This is a genomic window from Halopseudomonas sp. 4NH20-0008, assembly GCF_057548395.1.
On sequence record NZ_BAAJMD010000011.1, the window covers coordinates 1 to 11,723 of the forward strand.

The following is an 11,723-nucleotide window of genomic DNA, read 5'->3' on the forward strand; positions in this document are numbered from 1 at the left end:
CCAGCTTCCAGCTTCCAGCTTCCAGCTTCCAGCTTCCAGCTTCCAGCTTCCAGCTTCCAGCTGCTAGTCCTCTCGCCCCTCCATCATCATCCGCTTGAGCAGCACATAAACCGAACCGGTACCACCGTGCTTGGGCATGCAGGATGTAAAGCCAAGTACCTTGGGGTGCTGGCGCAGCCAGGTGTTGACGTGACTTTTCAGAATCGGCCGGCGACCGTCCTTGCGCTGCGCCTTGCCGTGGGTCACGCGGACACAGCGAACTTCCATGCGATTGGCCTCCGCGAGGAAGTCCCAGAGCAGTTCCCGCGCCTTTTCCACTGTCATGCCATGCAGGTCAATTGAACCTTCAAACGGGATCTGGCCGGCCTTGAGCTTGCGCAGCTGGCTATCCTGGACGCCATTGGCGGCCCAATACAGTGCTTCCTCAGGCAGCACATCAATAACAAACTGGTCAGACAGCCCGTCTATCCGAGTCTGGTTTGTGCTCCGGGTCGCACCTTGCCTACGGACCTTGATCTGGGCCCGGTCGTTTCGTGGCTTTCCAGTATCGGCCCGGTCAACCGTGAGGGGTTTGGCACCCTTGACGGCTTGGCGAAAAAGCCCCAGGTCGTCTTCAGCGTCTTGATGATTGTCCATGCGTGTATCTGGCTGGTAAAAAACAGCAGTGTATCAGTAGTTTCTCCGGCTATGCAGAGTAGAATGGCTCTACTTTTAAGCGACAAGCGGAAGATCGGACATGAGTCAGCTGAGTGCACTTTCCTCCATCAGGGACCTGATTCGCTGGGGCGTAAGCCGTTTTCACGAACAGGGTCTGTTTTTTGGGCATGGTTCCGATAATGCCTGGGATGAGGCGCGTCTGCTGGTGTTGCATGCACTCTTTCTGCCCTGGGAAACCCCCGAAGCCTATCTTGATTGCAGGTTGACCGACGTCGAGCGCGATCAGGTGCTGGCGCTGCTTCGGCAGCGAACCGAGCAGCGTGTTCCTGCTGCTTACCTGACGGGCCATGCCCGTTTTGCCGGTCTGGATTTCATGGTTGATGAGCGCGTGCTGGTTCCCCGTTCGCCTATTGCCGAGCTGATTGAACGCCGCTTTGCTCCCTGGCTGCAGCACGAGCCGCAGCAGATTCTGGATATGTGTACGGGCAGCGGTTGCATCGGTATCGCTTGCGCCTATACCTTCAAGCAGGCCCAAGTCGTGCTGGCGGATCTGTCCGCGGACGCGTTGGCGGTAGCCGAGAGCAATATCGAGGCCCATCAGCTGCAGGATCGGGTCGAAGCGCGCTGGTCAGACGGTTTTGATGGTATGCCCGGTGAGCGCTTTGATTTGATTGTCAGTAATCCGCCCTATGTCGATGCCGAGGATATGGCTGACCTGCCGGATGAGTATCTGCATGAGCCGGAAATGGGCTTGGCGGCGGGTCATGATGGTTTGGATTTGGTGCGGCGACTGCTATTCCAGGCCGCCGATCATTTGAGCGAGGAGGGCGTGCTGGTTATCGAGGTTGGCAACAGCATGGTGCATGTGGTTGCTGAGTGGCCGGAGGTTGATTTTCACTGGGTCGAGTTCGAGCGGGGCGGGCACGGGGTGTTTGTTCTCAGTGCGGCGCAGTGTCGCCAGTATCAGGCTGTTTTTGCCAAGCCAAGTGGCTTACTTAAGCACAATCCATAGCAGCATCAAGGCCTGAAATATGGCGAAGACAATCAGGCAGCCAATCGCGAAGCGCTGACCTAGATCGTTGCTTTTGAAGTTGTCGATGCTGCGCTGCAAGTTGATGATTTGAATGTTCTGCCGGTGCACCTGCATTTCCTGTTCGCGCAGTTGATGCAGCAAATCAGGAACTTGCAACACCGCCACGCGTTCAGGATTCCAGCTGCTGATCAGGCTATCAACCCGATTGACCTGTGCCCGTCCGGTATTTTGTTCTGGATTGCTGTAGGTGATATCAAATCCGGCACGCCTGAGCCAGCGTTCTCGAATGCTGCGCGACTCTTCGCTCGGGGCGTCCTCGGCGTGCAGAATGATCGGGGTTACGGCGTAATCACCATAGTGTTGCTGACACCAGAAAATCAGTCGTGACAGCATGAAGCCACCCAGCCCGCGTTGTGCAGGCTGCATCCGGACTTCTTCGATTGGTCCAAAGCGTACACGACGGTTGCGATGATCAACCAGCAGTTCCATGACATTGCCCTTTTCGGGAGGCGTGTCACCTTCTACCGTCAGGCGCAGGCGGAACAGTTCCAGGGGGCCGGCACGTTCCTGGATCACCGTAATGCGTCCGAGACGCTCGATCTGAGCAATCTGCTGCCCGCGCATCAGCGGTTTCAGCTGAATCCAGTACACATCCGTAGGGCGCGCCCGGGCAAAGGGGTCGCGTTGCTGCTGTGACGCTTTGCCAGCCACCTGCCGTGATGTGTTTGAAGATTCGACGATATCCGATTGATCCATGCTGCGCTCTGTGCAGACTGACTTAAAATGCCTGTCAGTGTTATCGGCCAGGCGCGGATTTTCTTAACTATGCCTGATTGGTTTCAGACAGGCCAGCCATCAACGGCCTGCCAGATCAGCCGCAGGGCAAGCAGACTCAGTAGCAGGTTGAAAATCAGCCCGAAACGCGCGTTGCTGACGCGTCTGAGCAGGTGCAGCCCGATCCAGGTGCCGATTGCACCTGCACCTATCATCATCGCAATCAGCCCCAGCCAGTCGCTGAAAACAAAGCCCGCGGCACCATAAACAAGGGCTTTGGGAGCGTGTTGCAGGCTCATGGCGGCGGCAAAGGTAGCCACAGTGGAAAAGCGTTCGCCCTGCTGCTGTTGTTTGACAAAGGCGGCCACCAGTGGCCCGGTTGCACCGACAAAGACACTGAGAAAAGTAGTGATGCTGGAGGCGATCAGGGTGCCAATGGGACCGGTCGCCCGGCCGGGCAATGCCGGACCCCAGCACAGCAGCAGGATAAACAGCGCGATGCTCAACTGCACCAGTGACATCGGCAGTTGCACCAGGAACTGGCTGGCCAGCCCCGCACCGATGATGACGCCAGGCAAAAACCAGAGAATCATCGGTAGATTGATGTGCTTGAGTGTCAGCAGGGCGCGGTTGGCATTCGAGCCCAGTTGCACCATGCCATGCACCGGGATAATCGCAGCGGCAGGCATGACCAGGGCCATAACGGCCAACAGCAACACGCCTCCACCTATGCCCATGGCTGCGGTCAAAGCCGAGGTCAGCATGGCAGCAAACACCAGCATTAGTACCATCAGACCGGGCAGGGCATCGGGCAGCAGCAAATCGAGCATGGTATGCATCCGGGCATGGCGGCCAAAAACATAGCCTAACCGGGTGTCGGCAGGGTGTCACCCGTGTGCTGGTGAGGCTATACTGCACGGCCTATTATCCATCTGAATCAGGTTGCACGCATGTCCGGGAATACCCTAGGTACTCTGTTCACCGTAACTACCGCCGGCGAAAGTCATGGCCCGGCCCTGGTTGCCATCGTTGACGGTTGTCCGCCCGGACTTGAATTGGACGCAAGTGATCTGCAGCGTGACCTTGACCGGCGCAAGCCGGGCACCAGCCGCCACACTACGCAGCGTCAGGAGCCTGATGAAGTCGAGATCCTGACCGGGGTGTTTGAAGGCCGCACCACCGGCTGTCCGATTGGCTTGCTGATCCGCAATACTGACCAGAAATCCAAGGATTACTCGGCAATCAAGGACCTGTTCCGCCCGGCCCATGCCGATTACACCTATCACCACAAATATGGTGTACGTGACTATCGAGGTGGTGGTCGCTCATCCGCACGTGAAACGGCCATGCGGGTAGCTGCCGGGTCGATCGCGCGCAAGTATCTGGCTAGCCAGGGCATCACGGTACGCGGCTATATGAGTCAGTTGGGTCCCATCGAGATTCCGTTCAAGTCTTGGGACTCGGTAGACCACAATGCCTTTTTCAGTCCTGATCCAGACAAGGTACAGGAACTGGAGGCCTTTATGGATCAACTGAGACGTGATCAAAACTCGGTTGGTGCACGTATCACCGTCGTTGCCGAGGGTGTGCCCCCGGGTCTGGGTGAGCCTATCTTTGATCGCCTGGATGCCGAACTGGCCTATGCCCTTATGAGTATCAATGCGGTCAAGGGGGTGGAGATCGGTGCCGGTTTTGCCTCGGTTGCCCAATTGGGCACTGAACACCGGGATGAATTGACGCCTGAGGGCTTTACCAGTAACAACGCTGGTGGCGTTTTGGGTGGTATATCCTCCGGGCAGCCCATCGTTGCCCATCTGGCGCTCAAGCCAACCTCCAGTATCACTACACCGGGCCGTTCGATCGACATTCATGGCAACCCCGTCGAGGTCATTACCAAGGGTCGCCACGATCCCTGTGTTGGTATCCGCGCCACGCCTATTGCCGAGGCCATGGTTGCCATGGTGCTGATGGATCACTTGCTGCGGCATAGAGCTCAGAATGCTGACGTGAAGGTCAATACACCGGTATTAGGTCAGCTCTGATGGGGTGTTCGTCAGTGGTGTATTGATATGCCCTATTGGCGTTTATCGACCTTTTACTTCGCTTACTTTGCCTTTCTGGGTGGTGTGGCCCCTTTTCTGGCATTGTATTTTGATCATCTGGGTTTCAGTGCTGCGCGGATTGGCGAGCTGATCGCGATTCCCATGTTGATGCGCTGTATCGCCCCAAGCCTATGGGGCTGGTTAGGCGACACAAGCGGTCAGAGGCTGGCCATCGTCAGGCTCGGAGCTGCCCTGACAGCCTTGACCTTCTGCGGGATTTTTTATCGCCAGGATTATTTGTGGTTGGCGTTGATCATGGCGCTCCACAGCTTTTTCTGGCATGCCGTATTGCCTCAGTTCGAAGCGATCACCCTGAGTCAGCTGGGGTCGCAATCGGCACGATACAGTTTGATCCGGCTCTGGGGCTCGGTGGGTTTCATTGCGACTGTTGTGGGGCTCGGTTGGGTGCTGGAACAGCAGGGACTGGACAGCTATCCCGCCGTGATGCTGGCCATTCTTATGGGCATCGTTATCTGCAGCCTGCTGGTTCAGTCACCTGCAGCGCAGACTCCAGCACAACGGCAGGGCGGTGCCGGGGCCTTTTTTGCACAGTTGCGCAGGCCTGGGGTGCTGGCTTTCTTTTGCAGTGCCGGGCTGATGCAGTTGTCGCATGGCCCGTATTACACCTTTTTGAGCTTGCACCTGGAGGCGCTGGGCTACTCGCGATCCTTGATCGGCAGCATGTGGGCATTGGGCGTGGTGGCTGAGATCGGTTTGTTTGTGGTGATGACCAAGGTGCTGCGTCGGTTTACCCTGAAACAGCTGTTACTGGTCAGCCTGCTGCTGGCCTCCTTGCGCTGGTTGCTGCTGGGTACCATGGCCGGTCATTTACCTGTTCTGCTACTGGCGCAGTTGCTGCATGCGGCCACCTTTGGCAGTTTTCACGTTGCCGCCATTCACTATGTACAGCGTAGCTTCAGTGATGCCTTGCAAGGCCAGGGTCAGGCCTTTTATGCCAGCTTGTCGGGCGTCGGCGGAGCCTTAGGTGCCTTGTACTCGGGTTACAGCTGGAACAGTCTTGGCGCTGTCTGGACTTTTTCCATCGCTGCTCTGGTCTCTCTTTTTGCCGCGCTGTTGCTGGCAAGAGCACTGCCAGGCGCGTCTCGATGAAAAAGGCTTTGCTGCACTGATGAATCAACAAGGTGAAAACGCATGAGTATTTTGGCGGTTTATGAGGATTCCGAGCTGCAGCAGGCACGCAGGGTGCTCACGCATCTTGAGGATATTGTGCCAAGGCTTGAGGAGGTGGGGGTGAGGCTGGAGGCGCTGCCCTTGCCAGGTATTGCAGACATAGCATCCGATGCAGAGCTGATTCAAGCGTGCAGCCGGCTTTGCACTGAATTGCTGGCTATTGCCGATTTTCCCGTCAGACAACTGGTTGATTTACCATTCGTGCCTGGCTATGCCGAGATTTCAGAGGCTGAGATAGAGCCCGAGCACAGTCATGGCCGAGCTGGCTTTAGGCTCTTTGTGCGGGGGCGCGCTATTCTCTGCCTGCATCACGGCAAGAGTCTGCTGGTATTGGCCTGCGCGCCGGGTGATTTGTTGTTTCTGCCAGCCAAGCTGAAGCATTGGGCAATCCCTGTACCAGGTGAACGTTGCCGGGTGCTGCAGTTCGGCACCTCGGCTGGAGATCTGCAGGCCCTTCCCAGTGGATCGAGCCTGGCCAAGGCCTTCCTGCCCTTGGAGTTATGAACGTTTTCTTGTCTGCATTGGTCTACAGTTAGCTTATAAATCACAAGGAATTGGCTATGAATTTAAATTTTGGTGGCGGTTTTCTCGGATTGGTATTGTTGCTTCTGGTCATTTGGGCGGCGATCAATATCGTTCAAAGTGGCGCGAGCAATGGCGCCAAGGTGCTGTGGATTGCGCTGGTTTTGTTTTTCCCCTTTGTGGGTTTCATTATCTGGTTCTTTGCCGGTCCGCGGGGTGGGTGAGTCTTAATGCAGACGACTGATCAACCTGTCGCCCTGGTAACCGGGGCGGCGCGAGGCATAGGGCTGGGCATAGCAGTCAGTCTGCTGCGGCAGGGTTGGGCAGTGGTACTGGCTGATATTGATGAACTCTCTGGCCAGGCGGCGGCAGAGTACCTGGCGCGCCTGGGTACGGTTGAGTATGTTCCGTTGGATGTGGCTGACGAACTCAGCGTGCAAGCCTGCTTTGAACGGGTAGAGGAGGATTTTGGCCGTCTTGATGGGTTGGTTAACAATGCCGGCATTGCTGATCCGGATAGTGGTCCGCTCGAGCAGTTGAGTCTGGAACAGTGGCATCGCTGGATCGGTACCAACCTGACGGGGGCCTTTCTGATGTGCAAACATGCTATTCCGATGTTGCGTAGCAGTGCTGGCAGTATTGTTAATGTGGCCTCGACGCGAGCACTGCAATCAGAGGCCAATACCGAAGCCTATGCTGCCAGCAAGGGCGGTCTTGTTGCCTTGACCCATGCGCTGGCGGTCAGCCTCGGACCGCATATTCGAGTCAATGCCATCAGTCCCGGCTGGATTGATACGCGCGAGTCTGAGCAGCAAAGGAGCGATCCACTGCGCCATCTGGATCATGTCCAGCATGCCGTGGGCAGGGTAGGGCAGCCAGAAGATATTGGCGCGCTGGCTGCCTTCTTGTTGAGTCCTGCTGCGGGTTTTATTACCGGGCAGAATCTTGTTGCCGACGGCGGTATGACGCGGCAAATGATTTACGTGGAATAAGCGCAATAAAAGGCATCATTCAACCCTTGCCTGAGCATTACTTCTCGACAAAAGCTCGCTCGATCACATAGTGGCCCTGGTCGCCATGCCGGGCCTCCTGAAAACCCCTTTCATCCAGTATGGTGCAGAAGTCCTTGAGCATGCTCGGGCTGCCACACAGCATGAATCTATCCTGCTGCAGATCAAAGGCGGGCAGACCTATGTCATCAAATAGCTTGCCACTGGTCATCAGATCAGTCAGGCGACCCTGATTGCGGAATGGTTCGCGGGTCACTGTCGGGTAATAAATCAGCTTGTCGCGCACCAGGTCGCCAAAGTATTCGTGGTTTGGCAGTTCCTCGTTGATCAGGCCCTGATAAGCCAGTTCACGCACATGTCGGCACCCATGGGTGAGTATCACCTTGTCATATTGCTCATAGGTTTCCGGATCCTGAATGATGCTGATAAAGGGCGCCAAGCCAGTGCCAGTACTGAGCAGATACAGATTGCGGCCAGGCAGCAGGTGATCGAGCACCAGGGTGCCGGTGGGTTTTCTGCTGATGATGATCTGATCGCCTTCATTGATATTCTGCAGGCGGGAGGTCAAGGGGCCATCCGGCACCTTGATACTGAAAAATTCCAGCGTATCCTCGTAGTTCGGGCTGGCAATACTGTAGGCGCGCATCAACGGGCGACCCTCTACCTCCAGCCCGATCATGATGAAATGACCGTTTTTGAAGCGAAAACCCGGGTCGCGGGTCGTGCGAAAGCTGAAAAGATTGTCTGTCCAATGGTGGACGCTAAGAACACGCTCAGTATTGAAACCGGCCATCGCTACTTCCTCTTGATCTTCGACGTTGATGGCACTCTACTTTGCGACTAACCTATCGGTAAAATGACTTATTTAGCTATATATAAACGGTAAAACCGATAATGAAATACAGTCTTCGTCAGCTTGAAGTCTTTCTCGCTACCGCCTATCACGAAAATCTGACCCGCGCGGCAGATAGCCTGTCCATGTCGCAATCTGCCGCCAGCAGTGCCCTGCGCGACCTGGAAAGCCAGTTCTCGGTTCAATTGTTTGACCGGATCGGTAAGCGCTTGCAGCTCAATGAGCTGGGTCAAGGCATACGACCTCAGGCGGAATCCCTTATGGCTCAGGCGCGGAGTCTGGAAATGGCGCTTGAGCAACATCAGGATCCTGGGCATCTCAAGGTCGGTGCCACCTTGAGTATCGGAAATTATCTGGCAGTAGAAATCATGGCTCGGTATATGCGCGAACATACCGGTGCCAAGGTCAGGCTGGAGGTGGAAAATACCGCCAACATCGTTCAAAAAGTACTGAACTTCGAACTGGATATCGGCTTGATAGAAGGTGAGACCCAGCATCCCGACCTTGAGATGCTGCCGTGGCGTGATGATGAGCTGGTGGTGTTTTGTGCCCCGGATCATGCCTTGGCTGGCCGACCCTGGCTGGATGATGCCGCGCTGCTTGAGGCGCACTGGATAGTGCGTGAGCCGGGGTCGGGTACGCGGCAACACTTTGACTGGGCGATGCACGGACTGCTGCCACAGCTGCATATTCTGCTCGAGCTGCAACATACCGAAGCCATAAAACGCGCCGTAGAGGCTGGCTTGGGCATAGGGTGTTTGTCAGCAATAACCCTGCAGGATGCTTTCAGGCGCGGTAGCCTGGTACCATTGGCCGTGCCGCAAAGGGATTTCAGACGGCGTTTCTACTTCGCGTTGCAGCGTAGCAAATTTCGTACTGCCGGGGTCGAAACCTGGATCCAGATGTGTCGAGAGAGCTGAGACCACCGCCGGCCAAAGACCGACGGTCGCTTTTTTCAGATGGCTAAAGCTTAGTTCGAACTCAACACCAGTTCGCCGTCCTGTAGCGGGATTTGCGAACCTGGGCGCTGATCCATGCGCACTGTGCCGGTCTCTTCGCCAATACGGTATTCCACTTGATAACCAACAGTCTTTTCCTGACTGTCGTACTGGGTAGTGCACCGTGTTTCGGTTGTCGTGTAGGTGTTATTGGCCTGCATGTTTTCCTGTACGCGGTTGCCGGCATAGCCGCCAGCAGCAGCGCCAGCAACGGTTGCTATTTTCTTGCCGCTGCCGCCACCTACCTGGTTACCCAAGACGCCGCCTACAACTGCACCTGCCACGGTCCCCAGGATGCGATTTTCATCCTGCACGGGTTGTTGCCGTGTAACAGGCACATCCTGGCATACCTCTCTGGGTGTCCTGATGGTCTCGGTCAGCTCAACAACATTGACCACCTCAGCATGGCTGGGGGTTTTGTCAGCAAAGGCGTTATAGCCTGCAATGGCGCCGCCTGCGGTTGCAACGACAGCGCCGATCACAATACCCGAGAGCATTGACTTGTTCATGGTGATACTCCAGTACGTTGAATCCAGTGACGCGAATCGCGTCACATCATTCGACTCTGGAACAGCCCATAGGTTCAGGCAGGGGTTATCAGCGTGGCTCGGAGGATACGCGCAGGCGCGTGCCAAGCTCCAACGAGACAGGCCGGCTCCACAGGTGCTCAAGCTGTCTACGCAGGGCTTGCAGGTCGGCAGCCAGGATCGGCTGATCGGCAACCAGCTCGCCGCGAATCAATAATCCGTCACCCCGTCGGCTGACCTGTGCGGACTGGACGTCCAGGGCCTTGCCATGGATGACAAAGGCTTCCCGGGTCAAGTCGCGTTCGATTTGCCAGCGGTCATTGATTTCGGTAAAGGCCAGCGTCAGAGGAATGGCGACGGTTGTCAGCAGCAACAGAGAAATAAGCAGGCCGCGTCGAGCCTGAAGCAACGGGGCGTAACCCAGAACCAGAAAGGTCAGCGCGGCACTCAGGGCAATACCGACAAGGTTGGTGACAAACAGCAGCATGGCGCCGCTGAAAACGTCCCACTGCCACCAGCCTATGCCAATACCGGCTACCGACAGTGGGGGGACCAAGGCTACTGCAATGGCAACACCAGGCAGGCTCTTCATGACGCTTTCGCGGGCGTGGGCATAGCCGCCGGCAATCCCCGAGGCAATGGCGACACCGAGATCAAGCAGGTTGGGATGCAGTCTGCCAACCATTTCCGGGGTGATTTTCTCGATCGGTATAAGCAGGGCGAGCAGGGCTGACGTGCCCAGTGCCAATAAAATACCCACGCCTATGGTGGTCAGTGATCGCTGCAGCAGATTGCTGTTGCCGCGCAGCAAGCCCATGGCCAGAGAAATGATCGGTGCCATCAGTGGCGCCAGCACCATGGCACCGATAATCACCGCCGCACTCGACAGAAACAGACCAAAGGTCGCTACCACCACGCTGAGAACCATCAGCCCGATATAGTGGGCATGCAGCTGGGCGTTGTCACGCAGGAGTAAAAACAGGTCCTTGAAGTCATCTTCCAGGGCACGTGTAAACAAGGGTAGGTGGCTTTGAATCATGCTCAAACGTGCCTGGTTAGTGGGCAGGTTTTCGACTTTCATGGTGTCTTTCGGTTGGCCAATACGATTTCCGCCGGCATCCATTGCCGGTCCGGTATTGATCCGGACTGCCTCGGCATAGAGCTGCAGCTCAATGACGGAAGACTCGCGTCGGCGCCCATCGACGAAATAACGCAGGGGTTTGCCTGACTCGATTTTAAGGTACTGACTCTTGATATAGCTGACGGCTTTGGGAAGGCGGCTGACACCACTTTCACCACGAACCACGGCGGCGATCAAAAAGGATAGGTATTCGCTGATCGACTTGGGGGCAATGAGAATACTGGACACCTTGCCGTCCTGGGCCGACAGGCTGGTATTGATCAGCCTGGCGGCAGCACTGTTGACGTCGTTTTCAATGGCGATAAGACCGGTAATCGCGGTCTTGATAGTGACCTCTTTGCCGGTGGTCAGGGTGATCGGGAAAGGTTTGATTGCCCTAAGGTTTTTCAGGCTGTTCCAGATCAGGGCCAGCCAGTAGAGTATGTGCTTCCAGCCGGATGAACGGCGATTTTGATAGGTTTTACTGCGCTGATCGAGGAAGGGCGTCTCACCGAGCATGACCATGCCCAGGACCACTTCCTCGTTGCAGCGCAAGATATCAAGGGCCACTGACTGATCACTGAACGCCAGTATTATGGCCTGATCCAGTTGAGCGGGAATGCCAAACCATTTATGCAGACGGCTTCTGCCGGTGGAAGGAATGATGCCCAGGGAAAAATTCAACGTTTTGGCTAGATTCACGTGCTCGGTGATGTCTTCTTCATCAACAACAATGACGACATGATCTGAGTGGCCAAGGCATTCGCCGGGACGCTCGAAGAATTGTGCTGTGGAAAATACCGTCAGTGCTATCTCTTCATTAGCGGCGAAGGCTTGTATTGCTTCCAGCTGGCTTTGATGATCTTCGTTGCAGACAACCAGGGTTTTCTTGTGCAGAGTCAAGGGCGCGTTCCTGAGGCATGGCAGTGCAGCTAT

At 56.1% G+C, this 11,723-nt stretch carries 13 protein-coding genes; 7 read left to right on the forward strand and 6 right to left on the reverse strand.

What is annotated here, in order from left to right:
* Positions 1–63: 63 nt before the first annotated feature.
* Positions 64–636 carry a Smr/MutS family protein gene (locus tag AC27HQ_RS11830; RefSeq protein WP_487156376.1) on the reverse strand — a complete coding sequence of 191 codons (573 nt, stop codon included), beginning with the start codon at positions 634–636 and terminating at the stop codon, positions 64–66.
* A gap of 100 nt (positions 637–736) precedes the next feature.
* Here AC27HQ_RS11830 and prmB point away from each other — a divergent pair, with 100 nt between their 5' ends.
* Entirely contained in the window at positions 737–1,669 is a 933-nt protein-coding gene (gene prmB / locus AC27HQ_RS11835) for a 50S ribosomal protein L3 N(5)-glutamine methyltransferase (RefSeq protein ID WP_487156377.1), read from the forward strand.
* Here prmB and AC27HQ_RS11840 read toward each other — a convergent pair.
* Both AC27HQ_RS11840 and AC27HQ_RS11845 read right to left on the reverse strand, forming a co-directional pair.
* Positions 1,649–2,446: a hypothetical protein gene (locus AC27HQ_RS11840; RefSeq protein ID WP_487156378.1), complete on the reverse strand. Its 798-nt coding sequence runs from the start codon at positions 2,444–2,446 to the stop codon at positions 1,649–1,651. The two genes, prmB and AC27HQ_RS11840, sit on opposite strands and share 21 nt — an antisense overlap.
* A gap of 83 nt (positions 2,447–2,529) precedes the next feature.
* The gene (locus AC27HQ_RS11845) at positions 2,530–3,294 is read right to left on the reverse strand and encodes a TSUP family transporter (protein WP_487156379.1); all 765 of its coding nucleotides are present in this window, start codon (positions 3,292–3,294) and stop codon (positions 2,530–2,532) included.
* Positions 3,295–3,414: 120 nt separating this feature from the next.
* Here AC27HQ_RS11845 and aroC point away from each other — a divergent pair, with 120 nt between their 5' ends.
* Genes aroC through AC27HQ_RS11870 form a run of 5 tightly spaced genes read left to right on the forward strand, consistent with a single transcriptional unit; the run spans position 3,415 to position 7,271 of the window.
* Positions 3,415–4,506 carry a chorismate synthase gene (aroC, locus tag AC27HQ_RS11850; protein ID WP_487156380.1) on the forward strand — a complete coding sequence of 364 codons (1,092 nt, stop codon included), beginning with the start codon at positions 3,415–3,417 and terminating at the stop codon, positions 4,504–4,506.
* A gap of 27 nt (positions 4,507–4,533) precedes the next feature.
* Positions 4,534–5,676 (forward strand): MFS transporter, encoded by a 1,143-nt coding sequence (locus AC27HQ_RS11855; protein WP_487156381.1) that lies wholly within the window; start codon positions 4,534–4,536, stop codon positions 5,674–5,676.
* A gap of 42 nt (positions 5,677–5,718) precedes the next feature.
* Positions 5,719–6,261: a cupin domain-containing protein gene (locus AC27HQ_RS11860; RefSeq protein WP_487156382.1), complete on the forward strand. Its 543-nt coding sequence runs from the start codon at positions 5,719–5,721 to the stop codon at positions 6,259–6,261.
* Between the two features lie 56 nt (positions 6,262–6,317).
* The gene (locus AC27HQ_RS11865) at positions 6,318–6,503 is read left to right on the forward strand and encodes a PLD nuclease N-terminal domain-containing protein (RefSeq protein WP_487156383.1); all 186 of its coding nucleotides are present in this window, start codon (positions 6,318–6,320) and stop codon (positions 6,501–6,503) included.
* Positions 6,504–6,509: 6 nt separating this feature from the next.
* The gene (locus AC27HQ_RS11870) at positions 6,510–7,271 is read left to right on the forward strand and encodes an SDR family oxidoreductase (RefSeq protein ID WP_487156384.1); all 762 of its coding nucleotides are present in this window, start codon (positions 6,510–6,512) and stop codon (positions 7,269–7,271) included.
* A 37-nt stretch (positions 7,272–7,308) separates the two neighbouring features.
* Here the strand turns inward: AC27HQ_RS11870 and AC27HQ_RS11875 are convergent, their stop codons facing one another.
* Positions 7,309–8,082, reverse strand: coding sequence for a ferredoxin--NADP reductase (locus AC27HQ_RS11875; RefSeq protein WP_487156385.1), 774 nt, complete (start codon positions 8,080–8,082; stop codon positions 7,309–7,311).
* A 101-nt stretch (positions 8,083–8,183) separates the two neighbouring features.
* Between AC27HQ_RS11875 and AC27HQ_RS11880 the strand changes: the two genes are divergently transcribed.
* On the forward strand, positions 8,184–9,062 hold the full coding sequence (locus AC27HQ_RS11880) for a LysR substrate-binding domain-containing protein (RefSeq protein ID WP_487156386.1): 879 nt from the start codon (positions 8,184–8,186) through the stop codon (positions 9,060–9,062).
* A 50-nt stretch (positions 9,063–9,112) separates the two neighbouring features.
* On the opposite strand, the gene AC27HQ_RS11885 is transcribed toward AC27HQ_RS11880, so the two are convergent.
* Positions 9,113–9,649 carry a glycine zipper 2TM domain-containing protein gene (locus AC27HQ_RS11885; RefSeq protein ID WP_487156387.1) on the reverse strand — a complete coding sequence of 179 codons (537 nt, stop codon included), beginning with the start codon at positions 9,647–9,649 and terminating at the stop codon, positions 9,113–9,115.
* An 88-nt stretch (positions 9,650–9,737) separates the two neighbouring features.
* On the reverse strand, positions 9,738–11,690 hold the full coding sequence (locus AC27HQ_RS11890) for a DUF389 domain-containing protein (RefSeq protein WP_487156388.1): 1,953 nt from the start codon (positions 11,688–11,690) through the stop codon (positions 9,738–9,740).
* Positions 11,691–11,723: the final 33 nt, after the last annotated feature.